Source organism: Caballeronia sp. BR00000012568055, from assembly GCF_029439455.1.
GTDB lineage: Bacteria > Pseudomonadota > Gammaproteobacteria > Burkholderiales > Burkholderiaceae > Caballeronia.
Map to the genome: position 1 here is coordinate 72,492 of NZ_JAQFVG010000319.1, position 22,860 is coordinate 95,351.

General features: G+C 60.0%; 32 protein-coding genes and 1 tRNA gene. 13 read left to right on the forward strand and 20 right to left on the reverse strand.

What is annotated here, in order from left to right; translation table 11 throughout:
* Positions 1-5 precede the first annotated feature (5 nt).
* Together tkt and P7F28_RS25845 are read right to left on the reverse strand one after the other, a co-directional pair.
* Positions 6-2,108: a transketolase gene (gene tkt / locus P7F28_RS25840; protein ID WP_277187616.1), complete on the reverse strand. Its 2,103-nt coding sequence runs from the start codon at positions 2,106-2,108 to the stop codon at positions 6-8.
* A 299-nt stretch (positions 2,109-2,407) separates the two neighbouring features.
* The gene (locus P7F28_RS25845) at positions 2,408-3,460 is read right to left on the reverse strand and encodes an NADP(H)-dependent aldo-keto reductase (protein WP_277187617.1); all 1,053 of its coding nucleotides are present in this window, start codon (positions 3,458-3,460) and stop codon (positions 2,408-2,410) included.
* Positions 3,461-3,613: 153 nt separating this feature from the next.
* Between P7F28_RS25845 and P7F28_RS25850 the strand changes: the two genes are divergently transcribed.
* Complete coding sequence (locus P7F28_RS25850) at positions 3,614-5,032, forward strand: DHA2 family efflux MFS transporter permease subunit (RefSeq protein ID WP_277187698.1); 1,419 nt, start codon at positions 3,614-3,616, stop codon at positions 5,030-5,032.
* A 25-nt stretch (positions 5,033-5,057) separates the two neighbouring features.
* On the opposite strand, the gene P7F28_RS25855 is transcribed toward P7F28_RS25850, so the two are convergent.
* Positions 5,058-5,348, reverse strand: a complete 291-nt coding sequence (locus tag P7F28_RS25855; protein ID WP_277187618.1) for a Fis family transcriptional regulator — start codon at positions 5,346-5,348, stop codon at positions 5,058-5,060.
* A gap of 19 nt (positions 5,349-5,367) precedes the next feature.
* Entirely contained in the window at positions 5,368-5,724 is a 357-nt protein-coding gene (locus P7F28_RS25860; RefSeq protein ID WP_277187619.1) for a type II toxin-antitoxin system RelE/ParE family toxin, read from the reverse strand.
* A 206-nt stretch (positions 5,725-5,930) separates the two neighbouring features.
* Here P7F28_RS25860 and P7F28_RS25865 point away from each other — a divergent pair, with 206 nt between their 5' ends.
* From P7F28_RS25865 to P7F28_RS25880, 4 genes are all read left to right on the forward strand, one after another.
* Complete coding sequence (locus P7F28_RS25865) at positions 5,931-6,116, forward strand: hypothetical protein (protein ID WP_277187620.1); 186 nt, start codon at positions 5,931-5,933, stop codon at positions 6,114-6,116.
* Between the two features lie 248 nt (positions 6,117-6,364).
* Positions 6,365-6,688, forward strand: a complete 324-nt coding sequence (locus P7F28_RS25870; RefSeq protein ID WP_277187699.1) for a hypothetical protein — start codon at positions 6,365-6,367, stop codon at positions 6,686-6,688.
* Positions 6,689-6,692: 4 nt separating this feature from the next.
* Positions 6,693-7,040: a hypothetical protein gene (locus P7F28_RS25875; RefSeq protein ID WP_277187621.1), complete on the forward strand. Its 348-nt coding sequence runs from the start codon at positions 6,693-6,695 to the stop codon at positions 7,038-7,040.
* A 25-nt stretch (positions 7,041-7,065) separates the two neighbouring features.
* On the forward strand, positions 7,066-7,539 hold the full coding sequence (locus tag P7F28_RS25880) for a lytic transglycosylase domain-containing protein (protein ID WP_277187622.1): 474 nt from the start codon (positions 7,066-7,068) through the stop codon (positions 7,537-7,539).
* 33 nt (positions 7,540-7,572) lie between these two features.
* On the opposite strand, the gene P7F28_RS25885 is transcribed toward P7F28_RS25880, so the two are convergent.
* The 4 genes from P7F28_RS25885 to P7F28_RS25900 all read right to left on the reverse strand — a co-directional run bounded on the left by P7F28_RS25885 (position 7,573) and on the right by P7F28_RS25900 (position 9,376).
* On the reverse strand, positions 7,573-8,310 hold the full coding sequence (locus P7F28_RS25885) for an SDR family oxidoreductase (RefSeq protein WP_277187623.1): 738 nt from the start codon (positions 8,308-8,310) through the stop codon (positions 7,573-7,575).
* Positions 8,311-8,425: 115 nt separating this feature from the next.
* Positions 8,426-8,635, reverse strand: a complete 210-nt coding sequence (locus P7F28_RS25890; protein ID WP_277187700.1) for a hypothetical protein — start codon at positions 8,633-8,635, stop codon at positions 8,426-8,428.
* Between the two features lie 36 nt (positions 8,636-8,671).
* Entirely contained in the window at positions 8,672-9,061 is a 390-nt protein-coding gene (locus P7F28_RS25895) for a DUF5594 family protein (RefSeq protein ID WP_277187624.1), read from the reverse strand.
* A 12-nt stretch (positions 9,062-9,073) separates the two neighbouring features.
* Entirely contained in the window at positions 9,074-9,376 is a 303-nt protein-coding gene (locus tag P7F28_RS25900; RefSeq protein ID WP_277187625.1) for a hypothetical protein, read from the reverse strand.
* A 136-nt stretch (positions 9,377-9,512) separates the two neighbouring features.
* On the opposite strand from P7F28_RS25900, the gene dusA reads away from it, so the two are divergent.
* The 4 genes from dusA (at position 9,513) to P7F28_RS25920 (ending at position 11,599) form a co-directional block, all read left to right on the forward strand.
* Positions 9,513-10,517: a tRNA dihydrouridine(20/20a) synthase DusA gene (dusA, locus tag P7F28_RS25905; RefSeq protein WP_277187626.1), complete on the forward strand. Its 1,005-nt coding sequence runs from the start codon at positions 9,513-9,515 to the stop codon at positions 10,515-10,517.
* A gap of 122 nt (positions 10,518-10,639) precedes the next feature.
* Positions 10,640-10,715 (forward strand) — tRNA-His (locus P7F28_RS25910).
* 120 nt (positions 10,716-10,835) lie between these two features.
* Entirely contained in the window at positions 10,836-11,066 is a 231-nt protein-coding gene (locus P7F28_RS25915) for a hypothetical protein (protein WP_277187627.1), read from the forward strand.
* Positions 11,067-11,173: 107 nt separating this feature from the next.
* Positions 11,174-11,599 carry a hypothetical protein gene (locus P7F28_RS25920; RefSeq protein ID WP_277187628.1) on the forward strand — a complete coding sequence of 142 codons (426 nt, stop codon included), beginning with the start codon at positions 11,174-11,176 and terminating at the stop codon, positions 11,597-11,599.
* An 18-nt stretch (positions 11,600-11,617) separates the two neighbouring features.
* Here P7F28_RS25920 and P7F28_RS25925 read toward each other — a convergent pair whose 3' ends face one another.
* From P7F28_RS25925 to P7F28_RS25940, 4 genes are all read right to left on the reverse strand, one after another.
* Complete coding sequence (locus tag P7F28_RS25925) at positions 11,618-12,718, reverse strand: enoyl-CoA hydratase/isomerase family protein (RefSeq protein WP_277187629.1); 1,101 nt, start codon at positions 12,716-12,718, stop codon at positions 11,618-11,620.
* Between the two features lie 609 nt (positions 12,719-13,327).
* On the reverse strand, positions 13,328-13,612 hold the full coding sequence (locus P7F28_RS25930; protein WP_277187630.1) for a DUF1488 domain-containing protein: 285 nt from the start codon (positions 13,610-13,612) through the stop codon (positions 13,328-13,330).
* An 88-nt stretch (positions 13,613-13,700) separates the two neighbouring features.
* On the reverse strand, positions 13,701-14,054 hold the full coding sequence (locus tag P7F28_RS25935; protein ID WP_277187631.1) for a hypothetical protein: 354 nt from the start codon (positions 14,052-14,054) through the stop codon (positions 13,701-13,703).
* A gap of 6 nt (positions 14,055-14,060) precedes the next feature.
* Positions 14,061-14,336 carry a hypothetical protein gene (locus tag P7F28_RS25940; RefSeq protein ID WP_277187632.1) on the reverse strand — a complete coding sequence of 92 codons (276 nt, stop codon included), beginning with the start codon at positions 14,334-14,336 and terminating at the stop codon, positions 14,061-14,063.
* A 303-nt stretch (positions 14,337-14,639) separates the two neighbouring features.
* Here P7F28_RS25940 and P7F28_RS25945 point away from each other — a divergent pair, with 303 nt between their 5' ends.
* Positions 14,640-14,993: a hypothetical protein gene (locus P7F28_RS25945; RefSeq protein WP_277187633.1), complete on the forward strand. Its 354-nt coding sequence runs from the start codon at positions 14,640-14,642 to the stop codon at positions 14,991-14,993.
* 32 nt (positions 14,994-15,025) lie between these two features.
* On the opposite strand, the gene P7F28_RS25950 is transcribed toward P7F28_RS25945, so the two are convergent.
* Positions 15,026-15,364 carry a multidrug efflux SMR transporter gene (locus P7F28_RS25950; protein WP_277187634.1) on the reverse strand — a complete coding sequence of 113 codons (339 nt, stop codon included), beginning with the start codon at positions 15,362-15,364 and terminating at the stop codon, positions 15,026-15,028.
* Positions 15,365-15,383: 19 nt separating this feature from the next.
* Positions 15,384-15,881 carry a heme-degrading domain-containing protein gene (locus tag P7F28_RS25955; RefSeq protein ID WP_277187635.1) on the reverse strand — a complete coding sequence of 166 codons (498 nt, stop codon included), beginning with the start codon at positions 15,879-15,881 and terminating at the stop codon, positions 15,384-15,386.
* An 87-nt stretch (positions 15,882-15,968) separates the two neighbouring features.
* Here P7F28_RS25955 and P7F28_RS25960 point away from each other — a divergent pair, with 87 nt between their 5' ends.
* The 3 genes from P7F28_RS25960 to P7F28_RS25970 all read left to right on the forward strand — a co-directional run bounded on the left by P7F28_RS25960 (position 15,969) and on the right by P7F28_RS25970 (position 18,794).
* The gene (locus tag P7F28_RS25960) at positions 15,969-16,097 is read left to right on the forward strand and encodes a hypothetical protein (protein WP_277187636.1); all 129 of its coding nucleotides are present in this window, start codon (positions 15,969-15,971) and stop codon (positions 16,095-16,097) included.
* Positions 16,098-16,303: 206 nt separating this feature from the next.
* Positions 16,304-17,632 carry a site-specific integrase gene (locus tag P7F28_RS25965; protein ID WP_277187637.1) on the forward strand — a complete coding sequence of 443 codons (1,329 nt, stop codon included), beginning with the start codon at positions 16,304-16,306 and terminating at the stop codon, positions 17,630-17,632.
* A 337-nt stretch (positions 17,633-17,969) separates the two neighbouring features.
* Positions 17,970-18,794: a nucleotide-binding protein gene (locus P7F28_RS25970; protein WP_277187638.1), complete on the forward strand. Its 825-nt coding sequence runs from the start codon at positions 17,970-17,972 to the stop codon at positions 18,792-18,794.
* A gap of 126 nt (positions 18,795-18,920) precedes the next feature.
* Here P7F28_RS25970 and P7F28_RS25975 read toward each other — a convergent pair whose 3' ends face one another.
* The 6 genes from P7F28_RS25975 to P7F28_RS26000 all read right to left on the reverse strand — a co-directional run bounded on the left by P7F28_RS25975 (position 18,921) and on the right by P7F28_RS26000 (position 22,348).
* On the reverse strand, positions 18,921-19,175 hold the full coding sequence (locus P7F28_RS25975) for a hypothetical protein (RefSeq protein WP_277187639.1): 255 nt from the start codon (positions 19,173-19,175) through the stop codon (positions 18,921-18,923).
* 71 nt (positions 19,176-19,246) lie between these two features.
* Positions 19,247-19,396 carry a hypothetical protein gene (locus P7F28_RS25980; protein WP_277187640.1) on the reverse strand — a complete coding sequence of 50 codons (150 nt, stop codon included), beginning with the start codon at positions 19,394-19,396 and terminating at the stop codon, positions 19,247-19,249.
* 354 nt (positions 19,397-19,750) lie between these two features.
* On the reverse strand, positions 19,751-20,032 hold the full coding sequence (locus P7F28_RS25985; RefSeq protein ID WP_277187641.1) for a hypothetical protein: 282 nt from the start codon (positions 20,030-20,032) through the stop codon (positions 19,751-19,753).
* Positions 20,033-20,036: 4 nt separating this feature from the next.
* Positions 20,037-21,137: a hypothetical protein gene (locus P7F28_RS25990; RefSeq protein ID WP_277187642.1), complete on the reverse strand. Its 1,101-nt coding sequence runs from the start codon at positions 21,135-21,137 to the stop codon at positions 20,037-20,039.
* Positions 21,130-22,029 carry a YqaJ viral recombinase family protein gene (locus P7F28_RS25995; protein WP_277187643.1) on the reverse strand — a complete coding sequence of 300 codons (900 nt, stop codon included), beginning with the start codon at positions 22,027-22,029 and terminating at the stop codon, positions 21,130-21,132. The genes P7F28_RS25990 and P7F28_RS25995 overlap by 8 nt, the downstream gene beginning before the upstream one ends.
* On the reverse strand, positions 22,022-22,348 hold the full coding sequence (locus tag P7F28_RS26000; protein WP_277187644.1) for a DNA-directed RNA polymerase subunit alpha C-terminal domain-containing protein: 327 nt from the start codon (positions 22,346-22,348) through the stop codon (positions 22,022-22,024). The genes P7F28_RS25995 and P7F28_RS26000 overlap by 8 nt, the downstream gene beginning before the upstream one ends.
* Between the last annotated feature and the right edge of the window lie 512 nt (positions 22,349-22,860).

The window sequence follows — 22,860 nt, forward strand, 5'->3', positions numbered from 1 at the left end:
ATCGCTTACTCCTTGCCGTTGGATTTGACGCGTTCGATCTGTTTCTTCGCGGCCTCGTAGACGGCCTCGGGCGTGAAACCGAACTTGGTCTTGAGCGCCTTCAGCGGCGCCGATGCGCCGAACGTATGCATGACGATCTGCGAGCCGAGCCGGCCGACATAGCGGTCCCAGCCCAGCGTCGCCGCCTGCTCGACGCCCACGCGCGCGTTCACGTCCGGCGGCAGCACCGAGTCCTTGTACGCCTGATCCTGCTTCTCGAAAAGATCCCACGAAGGCATCGACACGACGCGCGCCGCGATACCTTCGCTCTTGAGCTTTTCATAAGCATCGACGCACAGCGAGACCTCGCTGCCCGTCGCGAGCAACAGGACTTCGGGCTTCTTGCCGCCATCGGTATCGGCGAGGATGTAGGCCCCGCGCGCCACGCCGGACGCCGCGCCGTATTTCGTGCGATCGAAGGTCGGCAACGGCTGACGCGTCAGCACGATGCACGACGGCTCCTTCGGATGCGTCAGCGCGACGCGCCATGCTTCCGCGACTTCGTTGGCATCGCCGGGGCGCATGGTGCACAGGCCGGGAATCGAACGCAGCGCGGCGAGTTGTTCGATCGGCTGATGCGTCGGACCATCCTCGCCCACGCCGATGGAATCGTGCGTGAAGACCCAGATCGACGGCACTTCCATGATCGCGGAAAGGCGGATCGGCGGCTTCATATAGTCGCTGAAAATCAGGAACGTCGATCCGTAAGGCCGCAGGTTCGACAAAGCCAAGCCGTTACACACCGAGCCCATGCCGTGCTCGCGAATCCCGAAGTGGAGATTGCGCCCGCCGTAGTTATCGGCTTCGAAACTGCCCGCGCCGTCGAACTTCAGATTCGTTTTCGTCGATGGCGACAAATCCGCCGCCCCGCCGATCAGCCAGGGCACGCGCTGCGCGATGGCGTTGATGACCTTGCCGGAGGAATCGCGCGTGGCGAGGCCTTTTTCGTCGGCATCGAAAGTGGGAATGTCGGCGTCCCAGTTTTCGGGAAGTTTGTTGGCGAGCATGGTCGCCAGTTCTTTGGCGAGTTCGGGCTGCGCTTTGCCGTACGCGTCGTAGCGCTTCTGCCAGGCTGCGTGCGCTTCCTTGCCACGTTTGCCGAAGACATCGGCGAAATGCTGCATGACGCCGTCGGGCACGTAGAACTGCTTGTCTTCCGGCCAGCCGTAGAACTTCTTCGCCAGCTTGATTTCGTCTTCGCCCAGCGGTTCGCCGTGCGCGCTCGCCGTGTCCTGCTTGTGCGGCGCGCCCCAGCCGATGATGCTCTTCACCACGATCAGCGTCGGCTTGTCCGTGGTCGCCTTCGCCTTGTTGATGGCGGCTTCGAGCGCGGCGGCGTCGTTGGCGTCATCGACGTGGAGCGTGTTCCAGTTGTAGCCGTGGAAGCGCGCTTCGACGTCGTCGCTGTACGCGAGATCCGTGTGACCTTCGATGGTCACGCGGTTGCTGTCGTAAATCCAGATCAGGTTCGACAGCTTCAAGTGCCCCGCCAGCGACGCCGCTTCGTGCGATACGCCTTCCATCATGCAGCCGTCGCCACATAGCGCGTAGACGCGATAGTCGAACACTTCGCCGTCCTGCGCGCCTTCCTTGTTGAAGTGCGCTTCCTTCCAGCGCGCGGCCATCGCCATGCCGACGCTGTTGCCAAGACCCTGCCCGAGCGGTCCGGTGGTCGTCTCGACGCCGGTCGTCATGCGGAATTCCGGGTGGCCCGGCGTCTTGCTGTCGAGCTGACGGAAGTTCTTGATATCGTCCAGCGACACGGCGGGCTTGCCGGTCGGCTTGCCGTTTTCATCGACTTCCTTCACGCCTGCGAGATGCAGCACGGAATACAGCAGCATCGACGCGTGACCGACCGACAGCACGAAGCGGTCACGATTCGGCCACAACGGCGCGTCCGGGTCGTAACGCAAGTGGTTCTGCCACAAATGGAACGCGACGGGCGCGAGCGCCATCGGCGTGCCGGGGTGGCCGGAATTGGCTTTTTGCACGGCATCCATCGCCAGCGTGCGGATGGTGTCGATCGTCAGGCGATCGAGATCTTTGGATTGCGGTGATGCTTCAGACATGAGCGACGACTCCTTTGCAAAGAGCGCGCTGTGGCACAAGAGGCGCCGCAGCGGGCAACCAGGACCATCGAGCAAGTGTAGTGCCTCGGCCGGCGCACTGCACTGCGAGTGTGAAACGGGAAGCGCGTCGCGGTTTTCGCGGCGGCGTTATTGCAGAGACTTACAAGAAGCTGGCGGCGCGCGTTCAGGCACGTACGACCATCCATGCTGACACAATCGGCGCAAAGCAGTTCGATTGCGCAGCAAATACCTGTCGCGACAGGATAAATTTATTCGCCGCGCGTGCTTCGCCTGACGCGTTACGGCGCCGGATTCGGCTGGCGTTCGTGCAGCGCGTCGATTTCCGCAAGGATTTCATCGGACAGTTCGACGTCCACGCTCGCGATGTTCTCCTTCAATTGCGCCATCGATGTCGCGCCGATCAGATTGCTGGTCATAAACGGCCGCGAGTTGACGAACGCGAGCGCGAGTTGCGCGGGCGACAAGCCGTGGCGCTTCGCCAGTTCCACGTAGGATGAGATCGCTGAAATTGCCTGCGGCTTGCTGTATCGCTGGAAACGTTCGAACAGCGTGATCCGCGCGCCCGCCGGACGTGCGCCGCCTTCGTACTTGCCGGAGAGCCAGCCGAACGCCATCGGCGAATACGCAAGCAGGCCGACGCCTTCCTTGTGCGTGAATTCGGACAGCCCGAGTTCGAAGGTACGATTCACGAGACTGTACGGATTCTGAATGCTGACGATCTTCGGCAATCCCGCCTTCTCGGCCGCGCGCAAAAACTGCGCGACACCCCAGGGCGTTTCGTTCGATACCCCGACATGCCGCACCTTCCCCGCCTTCACGAGCTCACCCAGCGCCGACAGCGTCTCTTCGATCGGCACCGTGTACTCGTCTTCCAGATACGGATAGTTCGAGCGCCCGAACGTCATGGTGCTGCGATCCGGCCAGTGCAACTGATACAGATCGACGTAATCCGTTTGCAGACGTTGAAGACTCGTATCGATGGCAGAAAAAATATTCTTGCGATCGAACTGATTTTCCGCGCCGCGAATATGCCGCGGATTGTGCGGCTGACGCGCCGGACCCGCGATCTTGGTCGCCAGCACGATCTCGGCGCGCTTGCCCGGATTTTTCGCCAGCCACGTACCGATGTACTGCTCCGTGCGGCCCTGCGTTTCCGGGCGCGGCGGCACGGGATACATTTCGGCGGCATCGATCAGATTCACGCCTTGCGCCAGCGCGTAGTCGATCTGTTCGTGCGCTTCGCTTTCCGTGTTCTGCTCGCCCCAGGTCATGGTGCCGAGCCCGATCAGGCTCACGTCGAGACCCGAATCGCCCAGTTTCCGAAACTTCATCGTCTGATTCCCTCTTGTTGGTTTCCTGTCGGCGCTTCGTCATGAACGCAACGCAGCGCGGGCAATCGCAAAAATTACCATAGCGACGCGAGGTCTGCTCTGGCGGCTAGAATGACGGACTATCCCAGATTACCCAACTGGAACATTTCGTCGATGCCGTCCACTGCCGAATCGAGAAGTTCATCGCTCATCATCACTCTGGTGGCGGCGACGTTTTTCATGGAGAACCTCGACGGCACGATCATCGCGACGGCGCTGCCGCAAATGGCGCGCTCCTTCGGCGTCCATCCCGCCGATATGAGTCTGGGGATCACGTCGTATCTGCTGACGCTGGCGGTGTTCATCCCGATTTCCGGCTGGGCGGCGGATCGCTTCGGCCTGCGCACGGTGTTCGGCAGCGCGATCGCGGTGTTCACGGCGGCGTCGGTGTTGTGCGGCATGACATCGACCTTGCCGACGTTCACGGCGGCGCGCGTGCTGCAAGGCATCGGCGGCGCGATGATGGTGCCGGTCGGCCGGCTCGCCGTGCTGCGCGCGACGCCGAAAGACGATCTGATGCGCGCCATCGCCATCATTACGTGGCCGGGACTGGTCGCGCCGGTAATCGGGCCGCCGCTGGGCGGTTTCATCACGACGTATTCTTCGTGGCGATGGATTTTCTATCTGAACGTGCCGCTCGGGATCATCGGCTTGCTGCTGACGCTGCGTTTCGTCGATAACGTGCGTGAAGATGCCAAACGCCGGTTCGATGTGACCGGTTTTCTGCTCTGCGGCCTCGCCTGCACGACGCTGCTCTACGCGATGGAACTTATCGGCCGAAGCGATGCGAACTGGCCGCATATCGTCGTGTTCTTTTTAGTGGGCGTGGCGGCGAGCGTGGCGTCGTGGTGGCATCTGAAGCGCGCGGCGCAACCGGTGGTCGATCTGTCGGCGCTGAAGGTGAAGACGTTCGCCGTCGCGATGGGCGGCGGCTCGCTGTTTCGCATCGCCATCAGCGCGGCGCCGTTTCTGTTGCCGCTGATGTTTCAGGTCGGTTTCGGCATGAACGCGTTCGAATCCGGCCTGCTCACGCTCGCAGTCTTCGCCGGCAATCTGTCGATGAAAGTCGTCACCACGCAGGTGATGCGGCGCTTCGGCTTCCGGCCGGTGCTGATCGTCAACGGCCTGCTCGCCGCCGTCTCGCTCGCCGCGATGAGCCTGCTGACACCATCGACACCGAAGTTTGTGATCGCGCTGGTGCTGTTCGCCAGCGGCCTGTCGCGCTCGCTCCAGTTCACCGCGCTCAATACGCTCAGCTTCGCCGATGTGCCCAAATCGCAGATGAGCGGCGCATCGGCCTTATCCAGCACGCTGTTTCAGATGACGATGGGTATCGGCGTGGCGGTCGGCGCGATCGCCTTGCGGATCGGCGAATGGATGCATAGGCACGATGCGCATTCCATCGGCCCGGAGGATTTCGGCGTGGCGTTTTTGATCGTGGCGCTGGTGGGATTGGTCGGCGTGGTCGATTTGTTCGGCTTGTCGAAGGATGCCGGCGCGCTGGTTTCGGGGCATGGGAAGGGGAAGGTTTGACACTTCGTCTTCCCCTTCTCGTTTTTCACGAAACGCTCACCAGTTCGAATTTGAATCGCTTTCCCAACGCGGCCGCCGCGCTCGCCAGTGTCGTCAGAGTCAAGCTTGTATCGGTCTCATCTAGAAGGCGATTCAGCGCAGAGCGACTCGTTTTCATTCTGACGGCCATCGCAGTCTTGGTGATGCGCTGCGCTTTCATTTCCTCCTCGATTTGCCACGCGATCACGCGTTTGATCGCTGTCGCGGTCGATTCTTCGAGAATGCCTTCGTCACGCAGAAAGTCGTCGAATGACGACCCGACATGTTCGTTTGTCATTTGATCCTCTGTGATCGGGCTAGTGCAGTTTCGTTGCCTGGTGAACATCGCTCAGGCGAGCTGCTGCAAGGCTGAGATCCGATCTGGGCAATGCCTGCGACTTTTTGATGAACCCGTGCAGCAAAATCATTTCTCTTGCGATCACCGTAAAAAGTATGCGGGCGATTCGTCGATGAAGATGAACTCGAATTTCCCATAGATCCTTCCGGATCTTTCGAACGAGCGGCATTCCAAGCGGCCACCCGATCTGCACGGTTTTGATATCGGCGCCGATGGCTTTCTTATCGGAACCGTCCAACGTAGCGAGCCAGTCGCGGACCGGCTCATTGCCCTGCGTCTGGCGAAAAAAGCGAACTTCCAGCACAAAGTGCTGCATAACGTCTTGTCCTCTTGCTGCGTCGATTGATGGACGTCATATGCACTCCTGCTCCGATATACCACTTAAATTTATTGGCCGAACGGCGAACCGTCAGCAGACTGAATCGTACCAATAATGATACGTTTTGGCAAAATTTCTGTGCGTAATTGAAAGAAGGCAAATCTGACGCTCAAGTCCTCCCCGCCCCCGCCGTAAATCCCCCCATGAACACGCACACACTCGATTCTCTCGCCGCCCTCACCGAGGCCATCGCTGCGGTCCGTCACGCACGTGGCCTGAAAAATCCGCACGATCTTCCGCTCGATACCCCGGAACGCGCAGCCGACGCCGATGCCTTCGCCGACGATTTCCTGCACGCGCTCGATGGCATCTTCGCCCCGGCGCGTTGACTGTCACGCTCAAGACACATCCAGAACGCGCGGGCAAACTTACCGCCGCCCGCGCACACCCTTCCCAAAATCTCCCGCTCCCGAGTCAACTTTTGCTTTTTGGCAGATGTTGACGGCTGGCCATCAAGTCGGTCGCGTCGCCGCCGAAAACTGAGCTATCGCCATGATCAATTCGGGAGCTGCCAGTGAAGCTGGCCTTATCTTCTATTGCCGCCATCGCGCTGATCGCCCTCACCGGCTGCGCGCCGATGCCCGCGACCAATGCCGCTGCGCCGGCCGATAAAACGTCCGCGCCTGCGGGCGTGATGAGTTTCGAGATTCCCGCCGATGCCCTCGGCGCGCACGATCCGCAACTCACCGCCGTGCTTGCCAAAGCCGGCGCGCTTGCCGCCGCGCAGAAGCAGCCGACGACGATCCTCGTCACCGCGCTGGCGCAGGACTTTCCGTATATCAATCAGGCCATCTGGAAAGGCGTGCCCGCGAAACATACGGTCCGCCTCAGCCTCGAAAATCTGACCGCCGGCGCGCATCAGGCGTACAGCGTGTCGATCAAACCGACGCAGGGAGGCTGATGTGATGTATCGAATTCTTGTCGCTGTTTGCGCGTCTCTCGTGTCGGTCAGCGCGTTTGCCGGTGCGCTCGATGTCAGCGCGCCCGCGTCTGCCCAAACCATCGCTGCGTTGTCGCCGGTCGCGGGCAAGGTTTATCCGCCACTGCCGACTTTGGCGATGCTGCCCGCATCGTCCAATGAAGACGACGATACGCCGGTCAGCAAAAGCATCGCGAAGAAAGGAAAGAAGGCGACGCGCCGCGTGGCGGATTGCAAATGCAATAACCCCGAGCCGCGCCTCGTCGTGTCCGACGACTCGCGCGCCTATCTGAAAGATATCGAGTCGCGGCTCGATGCCGCCCTTGCCCGCTGACGTTCAAAGCAAAGGAACACGATCCATGTCGCATTCCACTTGCGCGAAGTTGCTGCGCACTCTCGGCGTTACCGCGTTGTTCGGGCTGGCGCTCGTGTGTCAGTCGGCGCACGCGGCCGACGATTGCTTCGAGCAGGCCGGCGCGTATCAGGGCGTCAATCCGCTGGTGCTGCGCGCGGTCGCGTGGCGCGAATCGAAGGGCGATTCCGCCGCGATCAATCGCAATGCCAACGGTTCCATCGACGTCGGCCAATTGCAGATCAATTCGATCCACTTTCCCGATCTTGCGCGCCAAGGCATTCCGCATCGCGCGCTGACCGATCCGTGCATCAACGTGTTCGTGGCGGCGTGGCTGCTCAAGCAGAAGATGGTGAAGTACGGCAATACGTGGCGTGCGATCGGCGCGTATCACTCGGAATCGCCGAAGCGGCGCGATGCCTACGCGCGCAGCATTCAGCAGATTCTCGTCAGTTGGGGCGAATTGCGCTCGGTGATGTGAACGTTGTAAGCGCAACTCGCCTTTGCAGAACAATCAAAGCTGGCTCATCCCGCCATCGATGATGATCTCCGTGCCGACGATAAACGCCGATTCCGCAGCCGACAAATGCAGTACCGTCGATGCCACTTCCGCCGACGTACCGAAGCGTCCGAGCGGAATTTGGGCTTGCAGTTGCGCGGCGGCTTCATCGGGCATGCCGAGTTTGACGTGCAGCGGCGTGGTGACCGGACCGGGACTCACGACGTTCACCCGCACGCCGCGCGGCAGCAATTCCGCCGATAGCGTCTTGGCAAACGTGATCAGCGCGGCTTTGCTCGCGGCATAGACCGACGACGTCGGCATGCCGATATGCGCGTTGATCGACCCGTTCAGCACGATCGAAGCGCCTTGATTCAGCAAGGGCAACAGCGCCTGAATCTGGAAGTACGGACCTTTGACGTTGATATCGAAGGTTTCGTCCCACACGCTTTCCGACATATCCGCGAACGGCGCCAGCTTGGCGATGCCCGCGTTGATGAACACGGCATCGAGCCTGATGTTGCTATCGGTGAGCTTTTGCGCGAGTTCGCGCGCGGCGGCCACGGTGCCGGCCACATTGCGAATGGCGACCGCATTCGCGCCGAGCGTCGCACGCACCGTTTCCAGCGATGCCTCGTCCCGTCCCGTAATCACCACGCGCGCACCTTCGGCCGCGTAAGCCTGCGCCGTCACCAGACCGATGCCGCTGTTGCCGCCGGTCACCAAAACCGTCTTGCCTTCGAAGCGATTCATGACGTTCTCCTTAGAACGTTGATCAGTGTGAAAGCATTATGGGCGGGCTTTCGAGCCTTGCCGTGCGACGGATTTGGCGAACACGTTCGGTTTTATCGAACGTGTGCGGGAACATTCAGCGATCGTTGGACATACCTTTGAGACGATCCGTACCGGCGTCACGCGCGGCATCAGCGGTAGCGAAGTTTTCTTCCGAGACGAGCGCGCGCTTCAGTTCGCGCGTTTCGAAATCCACCAGCGCGATGACCCACACGAAGCCGCCCGCCTGCTCCGCGGTCTGAACGAATGCCTGCCTTGCCTCATTGGATGAACTGGACGATGCCATCATGACCTCCTGAGATTTGTTGGGTTGGCAATGCGATCACGCCTCGAAGTCCAGCCCGCCGACGAGCACGGTCGGTTCGCTTTGCGAGCGCGAGATCAGATCGACGTCGCGCACGCCTTGCCAGGCGTCGAGCTTGGCGGCGGTCGCATCGAGATATCGCAGGAAACGCGCCTCCCCGTCGGCTTGAAACAGGCGCGCGATTTCATCGTCGTCCCAGGTGAGGACGACGTTCAGATCGTATGAAAAGCGGCTCGGACGATCGGCGGAATCGTGACGCGCGGCGCTGACCCGAAGCCGCGTCGGCGAATTTGAGTTTTCATACGGAGCGATGTCGATGCGCACGCCGCGCCCGACCAGCCGCGCCACGCTTTCGACAATTCGCGGCATGAACGCGGCTTCAAACCGATGCGCCTGTTCGGGCGTCACACGCCGATACCGTCAGACGCCCGGCAGATCTTCCAGCGATTTCTCGATCTGCCCATCCTGCACGCGCGCCTCGATGCCGACGTGCCCATTGGTATAAGGCAGCGCGCTGACTTTCGGTCCGAGAAAAGTGCGGCCGCCGAGCGTGAAAAGCGTGCGCACTTCCTTGCCGCTTTTGATCGCATCGACCACCTGATGCACGTCCACGATGGTGGTGGGCGCGGCCCAGTCGTTCGTCGATTGATCGAAGTTTCCCCAGCGCACGTTGGTCACACGATCGTTGACCCAGCGCACGCCGTCGATCGCCAAAGTAGCCATTGCGGCCTCCGTTGTTCGTCGGTTCGGGGTGGTGCTGTGGCCATCGTAGCACGGTGGCGGGGGCGAGGCGCGCGGCAAATTGCTTGCATTGCTGAGCTAAAATAGCGCTTTCGCCGTCATTTTCAGCCGTATCGCCATGTCAGCCGTTTCTAAGATCAGCCCCCGCCGAGTATCCGTCGCGCCGATGATGGATTGGACGGATCGTCATTGCCGTTCACTGCATCGGATGGTGTCGCGTCATACGTGGCTTTACACGGAGATGGTCACCACCGGCGCGCTCTTGTACGGCGATGTCGCGCGGCATCTCGCCTTCACGCCCGCCGAAGCGCCCGTCGCGTTGCAACTCGGCGGCAGCGAACCGGTCGATCTTGCCAAAAGCGCGAAGCTCGGCGAGCAGTGGGGCTATGACGAGATCAACCTCAATTGCGGATGCCCGTCCGAGCGCGTGCAGCGCGGCGCATTCGGCGCGTGCCTGATGAAAGAGCCGCAACTCGTCGCCGATTGCGTGAAAGCCATGCGCGATGCCGTCTCGATTCCGGTGACGGTGAAGCATCGCATCGGTGTGGATACAGTGGAGAATTACGCGTTTGTGCGCGATTTTGTCGGCACGGTGGCGGATGCGGGCTGCGAAGTGTTTATCGTTCACGCGCGTAACGCGATTCTCAAGGGCCTCAGTCCGAAGGAAAACCGCGAGATTCCGCCGCTCAAATACGAGTACGCGTATCAACTCAAGCGCGATTTCCCGCATCTGGAAATTTCGATCAACGGCGGCATCAAGACGCTCGACGAAGTCGAAGAACATCTGAAACACGTCGATGGCGTGATGCTCGGCCGCGAGGCGTACCACAACCCTTACATCCTCGCCGATGTCGATACACGCTTCTACGGCGCGACGACGCCGGTTCTGTCGCGCGAAGCAATCGAACAGGGTTTGATCGACTACGCGCGGGCCGAACTGGCGCGCGGCACGTATCTCGGCGCGATTACGCGGCATGCGCTGGGTTTGTATCGCGGCGTGGCGGGTGCGCGTGGTTGGCGACGCGTGCTGTCCGACAGCCGCAGCCTCGCCAAAGGCGACCTCGCCATTTTCGATGAAGCACGCACGCATCTGCGCGATGCAGTTGAAGCGGTGGAATCGTAAGCGCCTTCCGCAAAAGGATGCTCGAAAGGGCTAGGCAAGCGCAATTTTAGTTCGTATAATCTCGCTTCTTGATCGGGCACGCCTTCGAAAGCAGGCCGGAACAAGAGAAAAAGTAGTCAGTGGTGGCTGTAGCTCAGTTGGTAGAGTCCAGGATTGTGATTCCTGTCGTCGTGGGTTCGAGTCCCATCAGCCACCCCAAAGAATTCATGCAGAAGCCCGGTCGAGTGACCGGGCTTTTTGCTTTTCAGCGCGTGGACTGTGCGATCAGGCAGGTGGTCCAAATCTTTCTATAGTCGAAGGATCTATCCGGAGACGATCATGCGCATTAAATCTCTCGCCACCACCCTGCTTCTCACCGCCCTCGCCGCGCACGCCCAAAGCGCCAAACCCGACAACGGCGCGTCGATGGTCAAGCCACCTGACGCAGCTTCCGCAAACACCACGCGCCCCGACAATCCTGACAACATGCCCGTCAAGCGCCCGACTGCGCCGCCCGCCAGCGACCGCATGCTGCATCACAGCCCGGCGAGCGACGCCATCGCTAAGTAGCGAAAACAGCGGAAAACAGCGCCGGAAAGCCCGGCCGACGCCACTATAATGTCGCTCGTCACAATAATCCGAGCGAGCCGCAGCGTCGGTCGCAAGCGGTCCAGCCAATGCAAAAAGTCATTCTGCCGTTCGTTTCCGGTTTTCTCGCCTCACTGTTCTTCAGGGAATCCACGCTGGCGCTGCTCCATGCAGCAGGTCTTATCGATCCGGCCGGCTTTTCCGTCGATCCGTTTCTTCCGCTCGGCATACCGACGTTTATCGCCAATGCGCTGTGGAGCGCGGTGTTCGGCATTCTGATGGCGTGGCTGCTGCGCGTCGCGCCGGAGAATCGCGCGCCGTGGATCGGTGCGCTGGTGTTCGGCGGCATCGTGTTGACGGCGGTCGGCGCGTTCATCATCGATCCGGCGCGTGGCACGTGGCCGAGCGGCAATATGCTGCCGCGTCTCGCGCCGAATTTCATCGCGAATGCAATATGGGGCTGGGGAACGCTCGTGTTTATCCGCGCGTTCATGGCGGGTCATGAAGCGGACTGAGCAAGCCGCTTCGGTAGCTCAGTCCTTCAGCAAGCGCAGCGGATGCGCCGCTGGCGTCCACGCGCTTTCGAACAAGCGATCGACATCGGCCTTGTTCACGTCTTCCGCCCGCGCGACCTTCCACGCCGGCTGATTGTCCTTATCGACGATACGCGCGCGAATTCCTTCCACCACGTCGCCACGCTCAAACACTGAGCGCGTGAGATCCAGATCGCGCCGCAGCGTCTCCGCCATCGTCGAAAACTTTGCGCGATCCACTTGCTGCAAAGCCACATCGACCGATAAGGGTGAACGCTCGCGCAGTTCCGCCGCCGTGCGCTCGGCCCATTCGCTGGTATCGCGCTCCAGCGACGCCAGAATCGACGCGCCGTTGCCCGTGGCAAAGTGCTTGTCGATCAACGTGCGCGCCAGTGCGAACTCACACTTGTCCAGCGTCGGTGATACCTTGAACTTCTGCGTCTCGCTTTCGACGAAGCGCACGATATCCACGCCGTCCATAAAGCGCCTGTGCTGCAAGGATTCGATCAGACCGGGCAGCGCGCCATCGTCGAGATAGGCGTCGGCCATGCGGGCATAAAGCGCGTCGGTGGCGGTCATGCTTGCGCCGGTCGCGGCGAGATATCGGCCGATCGCGCCCGGCGTGCGCGCGAGAAACCAACTCACGCCAACGTCCGGAAACAGCCCGATCCGCGTCTCGGGCATCGCCATCTTGGTGGACTGCGTAACGATGCGCAGCCCGCCGGTATGATGCGCGCCCTGCGAAATGCCCATGCCGCCGCCCATCACCACGCCGTTCATCACCGCGATATACGGCTTCGGGAACGTGAAAATGGTGTGATTGAGCTTGTATTCGTCGGTGAAGAAGGTGTCGATCGCGTCGCGGTCGCCGGACTTCGCCGAGTCGTACAGAAAGCGAATATCGCCGCCCGCGCAGAACGCGCGTACGTGCGGGCTGTAGACGATCACGGCGCGGATGGCGTGGTCATGGCGCCAGGCGCGCAATGCTTCGCTGATGCTGCGCAACATCGCTGTGGTCAGCGCGTTGAGTGCCTTCGGACGGTCGAGCGTGATGAAACCAATGCCGTTGGCGGAGTCGATACGGATGTCTTCGGTGGTCATCGTGTTGGAGTGTCGGGTCGATTCGCTGATTCGGTTCCGAGTTCAGCTCGAAGTTCAGCTTCTCTGCTACGCGAACAGGCGCTCGCCGCCCTCTCTTCTCTTCACTTTCCACACATGCGCCGAGCCCATCAGGCATTGTCGGCATCGACGTAATTCGAGTCAAACGCGAATTCGAATGTCGATACGACCATCATGGGTAAGGCGCCTCAAACGATCATCTTGCCCTTGTCGTCCTCGGTGCGCGCCGGAACGTAAAGCGGCTCGTCCGATTCACGCAGCATCACCGACGCCAGCACCATCGAGAGTGCCAGTACCATGACGCCGCACGCGGCCCAAATGAGCCAGAGTGCATTGGACTCGGCAAGAGAATGCAGAAAAGAATAGAACATGGCGACCCCGCGCGATTTTTTATAGTGAATGCCCTGACGGGCTTATGCCGTCGAGCAAGTCTCGTGCCGAACGAATCGCATCGTCCGGCCTGTCTCGAAATACTACTCTCGTGCGGCTGCGCGGGAAAGATTGTGTAAGGGTTTGCAGAAGCTTTTTGTGCGGATTTCGGGCGATGCGGCAGCCTTTACATCACGGCATGTAAAGGCTGATCGCGGGGCGTTATGCCAGCACGCGTCCCGGCGGAAAGTGTCCGCTTTTGAGCAGCACGGGCATGCCGTTAGTCACGCGCAGATGCTCGCGCGCGACGGCCTCGATGCGCGCGCGGCCGGCGTCGAAGGCATCGATCCAGCCGGTGCTGTCGTACGTTTTAGCGCCGAAATGATCTTCGAGCGCTTCGACCGAAATCGCGCACGGCACGCGGCGGCCATCGACGAGTGCGGCGAATTCGATCGTCAGATTGGCGTCGCGGTAACCCGGCGCATCCGGCAGGAAATTGATGTCCATGGTGATCTCGCGGCGTGGTTTTTCGCGTGGTTCCTCGATCCGGCGACTATGGTACTCGCGGTTTTATCGCCCGGTCCAGAGACGGGTTTTAGGCGGCGAGCACGTCTTCGTCTATATCCACGACCAGCAAGGAACTGGCGAGCGGATCGGCGTAATTGAAGTCGAGATGGCGGCTCAGTTCGCGCACGCGTTCGCAGACGCGCTCGCGCGCTTGCTCGGAAAGATGCGGATAGTCACGCAGCACTTGCGCATCGAACCGGTAATGCACGCCCCACGCGATATTGCCCGGATGATTCGCCACGCCGCCCGTGCGCCAGCTTACGAACAGCGCGGGCGTCGCTTCGTGCCCGATTTCCGCGATATCCGCGCCGCTCGGGAACAAGTCGATCAGACAGTTCGCGACGTCGTACAGGACCGCGTTGCGGAGATGAATGGCGCGCATCGCACGTTACCGAAGCAGACGATCGACGTACTCACGCGCCGCGCGTTCGACATGCGCGAGCGCTTCGTCTTCGGTAAGAAAGCGTTGCTCGGGACCGAGATCGACCAGCGCCTCGAAGCGATGCACATCGTCGGGGCCGCCCTGCGCGAGACTGACCGATCCGACGTAGATCGGCGCATCGGCATTTGCATCTGTAGGCGTGGACGACTCGTGCGTGGATACGAGCCGCGCCGCAGCGCTGATGTAATAACCTCGATACGGTCCGGTGACTCTTTCCGCCATGTTCTTGTCCTCCGCGTAATTGGCTTCATCCCGTCGATACAAGCAATTTCACCCGATCGAACGATCTTTTTTGGGCGTGCGCGACAGCAATTAGTTCATCGCGGCGATTGCATCATTTGTATCAGGCGGTAAAAGGTGACTCGCAAGCCGCGAGCCAGCAAACGATGCTGTCACATCCGCTTACGAGATGCGTAAGGCGCGTGTGGGACAATGCGTATCCCAAAAATGTCGTGCGTGCGTGTTTTCGTTGGCTCTGCACGCTCTGCACGACGTGTCCAGCCGTTTTCCGAGGTCAAGCTCAAGATGAATCGAAACGATCGGCGCGCGCGCCGACCCTTCTTGCCTGCCATCGTGCGCGTTACGGCGCTGTGTGCGTCCGCGCTCGGTCTGGCGATGCTCGGTGCATGCGCATCGTCCAACGAGGCATCGCTTATTCATTTGCCCGACGGCCAGACGGGCTATGCCGTGAATTGCAGTGGCGCGGACGCCGGATCGAGCTGGGGAAGCTGCTATGTGCTCGCGGGCAAAAAGTGCGGCGCGACGGGCTACGACATCGTGTCGAAAGACAACGAAGAAGGCGGACCGACGGGCGGCGGAATCACCAACGTGATCTCGGCCAACGTAAAAAATCGCTCGATGATCGTGCGCTGCAAATAAGCCCCAACGCAAGCCTCACGCGCGCAGGATGGTCAGTGCGCGCTCATCTTCGAGAACACGTTCAGCACCACGACGCCCGATACGATCAGCCCCATGCCGAGCACGGCGGGCAGATCGGGCGTCTGCTTGAACAGCAGCGTGGCGACGAGCGTAATCAACACGATGCCCGCCCCCGACCACACCGCATACACGACGCCCACCGGCAACGCGCGCAAGGTCAGCGACAGCAAATAAAACGACAGCCCGTATCCGACCACGACGATGGCCGAGGGAATCGCACGCGTGAAGCCATCGGAGGCGCGCAACGCGGAAGTGGCGATGACTTCCGCGACGATCGCAATGGCGAGCAGCACATAAGCGGATGAACGCATTTTTATCGATATGTAGGCTTTATGCGCGGCCGAGCGACAACGCGCTGAAGTCCTGGCCGAGCACCGCGCACAATGCTTCGACAACGAACTGATGATCGTCACGCTGCGGCAATCCCGACACGGTCACCGCGCCGATCACGCCCGCATTCGCGACACGCAGCGGAAAACTGCCGCCGTGGACTGCGTACTGTTCGAGGCTCATCGCATATTTCTCGGTGAACGTCGCGTTAGCTTGTTGAAGCGACAAGCCGATCGCATACGAACTGCGATGAAAATGCTCGACGGTCCTCGCCTTTCGTTCGGCCCAGCGCGTATTGCTCGGCGTGGTGCCATCGAGCGCGACGTGAAAGAGTTGACGCCCGAAAGTTCGGATATCGATCACCAGCGCTGCGTCGCGAGCCACGGCCATCTCGCGCAACTGCGTGCCGAGTTGCCAGGCTTCATCGGCGTGAAACTGCGGGAACACGAGCGAGCGCTCCTGATGCGCGATGATTTGCAGATCGTGAGGGATGTCCATGTAAGCAGGTCTCCGTGTGCATGATGAGGGCGATGCGCTCTTGCATTCTGACATCGGCGTGTGTCGCGCGAGCGTGCCGTGCGCGTCATGAACCGGATCAAAAACGACGTCTTGAATGAAGCGCTGAAAAGCAAAAAGCCCGACGCGCTTGGTGACGTGTCGGGCTTTTTTGTTGATTCGTTGACGGGCGATGTTGATGCTTGGTTGCGGGGGTAGGATTTGAACCTACGACCTTCGGGTTATGAGGGCGAATCAATCTATCCAGTGTGGTCCAGTACAGTACGCGAATCCTTATTTTTCAAGGGTTTAGCCGGTTCCCTTGTCCAGTGTAATCCGGTGCTATCCAGTGCAATCCAGGGCGGCAAATGTCCTAGGCTTGTCCTGATCCGGCACCGCCTTAGACCTTACTGGACGGGCTTACGATGGGAACCAAGCATCAACGATTCAAGATCGACCGCGACTTCATGCGCGCCCTGCGCGGCACGGGCGAGTACCAGGCGTTTCAAGATTCCGAACTGCGCGGCTTCGGCGTAAAAGTCACGCCGACCGGCTCGGCGTCGTACACCTACCGCTGGACCAAGCCGGACGGCACCCAGGGCCGCCGCACGGTCGGTTACTGGCCAGCCATGAACCCCGGCGACGCGCGCGAGGCGGCGAAGCGTGAGTCGGAGATTATCGACCGCAAGGGCGATACCCTCACGGTTACGGCGGTGCGCCGCGCCAAGCGTACCGAAATCGCCAAATCCGCGCTTGGCGTGCCGACGCTGCGCCGCTTCCTCGAAGACAGCTATACGGCCGTCCTGCGGACCTACTGCAAGACGGCCAAACACGGCGACGCCAACGCCAGGATTATCATGCAGTCATTCCCCGATCTGCTCGACGAAGCCCTGGACACGATCACCGCCGACCGGCTCGAACGGTGCCGCGCCGCCATGCTCGCGCGAGGGCTAGCGAAGGCTACGACAAATCAAAAACTCACCGCCTTGCAAGGGCTATTAACTCACGCCGTCGATTGCGAAATTCTCTCAACGCATCCAATGCAAAAAATAGGGATGCTCCCTGAGCCGTCCGGCGTGGTGCGCTATCTCACGCCCGAAGAAGCGAAGCGCTTCTATGCCGCCATGATGGCGCGCGAGAACGACCTGCGCGCCGCCCGTGACCGCGCGAACGATCACCGCCGCCGCCGTGGTAATCCGCTGATGCCGTGTCTGCGCGATACCGAATTCGTGGACGCCCTGCGCCCGGCCGTGCTGGTGTCCCTGATGACCGGGCTACGCAAGTCGGAACTCTTTAACCTGCGCTGGACCGATATCGACCTGGTGAACCGCATCGTTACGGTACGGGACGAACACGCCAAATCGGGCAAGTTGCGCCGCATTCCGATCAACGCGGCACTCTATGACGTGGTGATAACGTGGAAGCCGCTGGCCCATGCTGAAAGTGAATACGTGTTCGCGGGCGAGTCCGGCGAGCCGATCCAGTGCATGAAGAAATCATTTGCGGCGGTCCTGAAAGCCGCGCGTATCGAGTCGTTCCGCTGGCACGATATGCGGCATACCTTCGCATCCTGGCTCGTTCAGTCCGGCGTCGACCTCAACATCGTTCGGGAACTTATGGGACACGCAACGCTGCAAATGACAATGCGTTACGCGCACTTCGCGCCGAACAACACCCTTCGCGCCGTGTCGGCGCTGCAACTCACGGGGCCGAACATCGTACAGATCGTTCCCACGTCACGGCTCGCCGCGTGAACATTCTCTACAAGGTAAAGAGCCCACTGTCGCCGATTGGGCAAGGTTACGTACGGTCAATGCGGAAAGCTCTTACGCTCACGGGCCGCTATGCTGGAAAAGATGAAAATAATTAGAGAAAAGTTTAGGATGCCGTTGGCGTAGCGGTAGTATTTTAGCTATGCAGCGATAGTAGCCGCTTCGATAGCAATCGAATGCTTCGGCTAGCCGATGCCGCTTGGTTTGGTACGTAGATGGTCCCAATTATCAACTAAAAACTCAGAAAATTAGGTTTATGGCAACTAGAAAAACTAAGGCAACATCGGTTACGGCACCGCGTGAGCCTGGAAAATTAAAAATGAGCGTCGTTGATGCACGGGCGGCGCTGACAGATCGAATTCAGGCCGGTGACACGCTTCTAAGCCACAGTATCGGTTCGTCGGGCGATCTCGACCGGCACAAGGCTGAATTTAATCAATGGGACGACTACAACAACACGTTGTTGCGTAAGATGTTCACGACCGACGAAGAAAAGGAGAAATACGACTACTTTTATATCGGGCCGATGTTCATAACAATGGGGTCAGGTCGTGATATACCTGGTGAAATACGCGAACATTTGAGAGAATTCAAAAAGCGGATTGAACGGTTGACATCAGTACGTGAACGATTACCTCTGTTCGATCTGGATGACTCGTTGGCACTCGATCAGTCATCGCGTCCGGTTTCGGAAAGCCCCACAACTTTCTCAGATGAAATTTTTATCGTGCATGGGCACGACAATGCAATTAAAGAAGCGGTTGCTCGACTCCTTCAAACATTAGGTTTGAGGCCCGTAATCCTTTCTGAACAGGCGAATCAAGGACGCACCATCATCGAGAAGTTTGAGGACAGCGCAGATGTAGGCTTCGCGATTGTGTTAATGACCGGCGATGATATCGGCGGGAAGGACAATAACAATCTTCACAAGCGCGCACGTCAGAATGTGATTCTGGAACTAGGCTATTTTGTAGGCCGACTACAGCGCTCGCGCGTTTGTGCCTTGCATGAAGATGGGGTTGAAATACCCTCTGATATATTGGGGGTGGGATATGTTAAGATCGATCCTGCAGGCCATTGGAGATATGAAGTTGCTAAGGAACTTCGGGCCGCTGGTTACAAGATCGACCTTAATAAGCTGTAACGTCATCGTCAAGGCAGTACTGCGCCTTACCGTCTTTTTTGCGCGTACCCGCGCTAGCGCCGAAGCCCTGCGCGGGCGGGCTTCTTATTTCCGGTTATAGTGCGCTCGTGCGTTTGTGTCGCCCGTTCACATAGCTTTCTGTTCCGTCTCCAACCGCCGTTCCCATTCGCGGGCACTGGTCGCCGTTATCAACGCCTTACGGCCGACCCTGATTTCGGCGGGCGTGCGCCCCTGTTGCTTCAACTCGAAGTAATGCGAACGGCTCAACGCATAGCGCTTGCAGAATTCATCAATCGTCATTGGCGGCGCATCCTTCGCCGTCTTCCTCGATGGCGTCGTAATGGCGGGCGGGAAAACGTCGGCACGCATGGCGGCGTTCATGGCGGTTTCTCCAGTGCAGCGGCCGGGCTCGCGCTCGGTGCGTGGCCCGGTATCACTTCGCAATAGTGGAATTACGCGTCGGCTTCGTCTTCGTCGGTTGCCTCGCTCGCATCGAGCGTCGCGGGTATCTCGCGTTTAAGCAACGTCAACAGTTTTGCTCCCACGGCTTCGGTGCGCGGATGCACCTGGGCGCGCGCCAAAAACGACCGTACCGCCTTCACGCGGTTGCATCGTAAGCCGTCCGAACGTCACGGCATCGAACGCCAGATCGTCGCGCGGTTTCGCGCCTGTATGCAGATGTAGGCGCATCGCGCGCCACGTCTCGGACCAACGCAATACGCCCAGGTGCGGATGGCGTATGCGCGTCAACGGCGGCCCTTCGTCACCCGCGAAAATATCAGGATCATTCGCCGCATCGAACAACGATGCGCGAAGCGACGGGCTTAGAACGTCCAATACCGTATTGGGTAGCTCAAAGGTTAGTTTCAGATCGACGGCGATAACTTCTTCGTCGCCGTGCGTTTCAGATCGCACATTGATATGCGCAATCTTCGTCGGATGCCGCGCGAACTCAATCATTGGCCGCACCCGCTTGCGTCACCGAAGATCAAACCGCCCATCCATTCGACCGCTTCGGCGGTGGATGCTTCCTGGAAGTCGTGCCACTCGCGCGCAACGTCTTTGATGAACTCGACGCGTTGCGGTTGATCCAGTTCGCCGGACTCGCATATCGCATCAAGCATCGCCCGTACACCCAGATAGTACGCAACGCGCATCGAGTGTCGTTGCATATTCGAACACGACGCAAGCGCGAGCGTTTGATCGTATGCGTTCCACGTTTCGCCTAGATAGCCCATTTCTTCACTCTCCTTGGTCAAAGTCCGCAGCGCGCGCGCTGTACAGTTGCGCAAGCTCGTTGCGTTGCTTCTCGTCGCTCACGCGGCGTATCAAGTCCGCCGCTTCGTTAAGTGCATCGAGCGTCGTTGCTCCCTGCAATGCGTCCGCGATCTGCGCATACGTTGGCGCGGCCTGGTCCTGATCGGGTGGCCTATCGTCGTGCGCGTCCGAATCATTCGCGGCCTGGGCAGCGCGTGCGGTGCGTGTCGTGCGTCGCGCTTTCATGCGCGATTTCACGGACGCGGCGCGCGTGTCGGCCGCCGCCGTGACGTTCGCGGCCGGATCGTCGGCGGGCATATCGAACCATTCGGCGGGGGCGCTCATACCATCGCGCAGCGAGTTATAAATATTGCGCAGCGATACGACCATTGCGGGCGTGATAGCGCCCAGGCGACGCTGTATGCGAACTTCGATCATTTCCTTTGTCACGCCGAACGCTTCGAAGCGCGCAACCATGTTCGCAATCAGTTCTTCGGTAATGTCCACTTCGGCCGCTTGCGTCGCCTTGCATTGCGTTAGCGCGGCCTCCACCACGTCACCGTCGATAAGCGCGAGAATGCAGGCGCGCTTACGGCGCGAGCCGTTGTTCGCGATCACCTCGTATATGTCGCGTTCGTCTTTGAGCGCGTAACCGCCTTCGCGCGTGTCGCGCCAGTGCCGCACGGTGAACGTTCGAACGTCGCGATAGTTCGTTTCATAGTCCCAGGCGTAGGCCATGCACTCGGACACGCCATTCGTGCGGCTCAACTCCTTGACCCCGGCCTCCATGTTTCCCCATCGCTTCGCGATCGTTTCCGCAAGCCGGATCGACGGGCCGGTTATGACGTTGCCGCCGCGCGCATATTCGTAGGTGGCTTCTTCGGCAAGGGATGCCCGCATACAGTCTTGCAGGATGCGATCGACCGCGCGCCGTGGATCGCGGGGATGCGTGCGCGCGATCAACAAGGCCGCTTGCACTTCTGCAATCGCTTTCGACTGTTCGGCCGCGACAAGTGCGCCCGTTTGCGTGGGCGCGCTGCTCCCGAACGGGTTTGTAACTGTTACGTCGTTTCGCGCGTCATTCATCGTTCGCTCCTTTCTTCGAGAAACGGAAGTCGATATAGCTATAGGGTTCGACGGTATGGCCCGGCTTCTTCACGATCTTGCGGCGGTACTCGCCGCCGCTCGACAGGCGGCCGATGGACGCTTCGCCCATTCCGCGCAGAATGTGCGCCTTTGCGCCATCGGCGACGCCCGCGTACTCTTTCGCCAGATCGGCCGATTGACGGTGTACGTTGTGCCAGTAATCCATATCGGCGGGTAGCTCGATCGCCTCGCCGTTCGTGCCTGGATAGAGGCGCTTGATAAGCGCGATTGCACCCGACCGCGCGTAGTCCATTTCGGGCGGCTCGCGCCGCTCGACGCATTGCCAGAATTCGCGTTCGCCTTCGATCAACTGTTCTTCCAGTTCGGCGTCGTCACGGCGCACGATGTAACGCGTAAGCCGGTTGCCGCCGACCAAGGCCGCCAGGTGCCATTCGCGATAGTCGAAAATCGTTGCGTAGTGCAGGCATTGCAGAAAATACGGTTCCGGTATCTGGTCCGTATCCGGTTCGCCCCATTCACCGAAGCGATGCGCGAACGTGTCCACGTTCTTTATTTCCAGGCCGATCCGCGCGCCTTCGATGACCCGATCCGGGTTGCCAATCATCCACGGGTAACGCGCGTGCCGCTTCATCGCGTGGCGGCGTAGCTTCACGTCGTAACGCTCGGCGAACACGTCGGCTATCGCGTCTTCGAGCGCGCGCCCCATCTGCATACGCTCGGTGTCTTCGCGCTCGATGACCGCTTCGCCCGTCTTGTCGTAATACAGTTCGAGCGCGGACATATACGGATGCAGGCCGCACGCAATCGCGGCATCGCTTCCGCCGACACCGCTACGGCGTTGCTCTAACCAGGCGGCGCGGGCATCATTCATGGCCTACCTCGCTTTCGTCGGTGGCGAGGCAAAGCCCGCGCGCGGCCAGCGCGGCCGTAACCTCGTTCAATGAAGTTCGGCCGAAGGACCGCAGGCGTAGCAGATCGTCACGCGTGCAACGGCACAAGTCCGCAACCGTCATTACGTTTCCCACGAAAAGCGCGTTACGCGAACGCGCCGAAAGCGCGAGCGCTTCAATGCGCGCGCTCGCTTCGACCGCTGCGGGCCGTGACGCGAGCGGCGCAATCATCGCGTCGATGCACTCGCGGGCGCGCGTCAGTTCGACAACATCGTCGGTTGCCTCGATCGTGATTCGCATAACGCCTCCTTATTGCAGACGCGGACAATTACGACGGACGGACGGCGGCACCCAGGCGCAACCGATATTCACGCGCGGCGTTGAATAGCGCATTCTCATTTCTATCCATGATCGGCGTAATTGCTTCGGGATATTTCGCAATACCGGGCGATACGATATTACCGACCGGCCGCTAAAGTCGATTTTCATGACGCTCATGTTTCGTGTAGGAATGGAAATGCAGCATAGTTCGCCGCCCGTGATTTTCAACGGCTAAAAATTTAAAGGGAAAGAACAGTATTTAACCTTGTTGCGCCGCAATCGTCGTTTATTGCGCATAGGCCACAAGACAATCAAATAGCGTCGCCGGAATTCGGCGTCTGCCCAGGAATCCCCGCCGTGTGCCGGCTTGCGGGCGAACCTTGTTGCGACCACGGACGCCGATGGTTTGTACGATTAAATTCGGTTTGATTGTGCGAGTGCGGTAATGCGAATTAAGGGAATACACCTAATTGGGCTATCTGTCCGTCAAA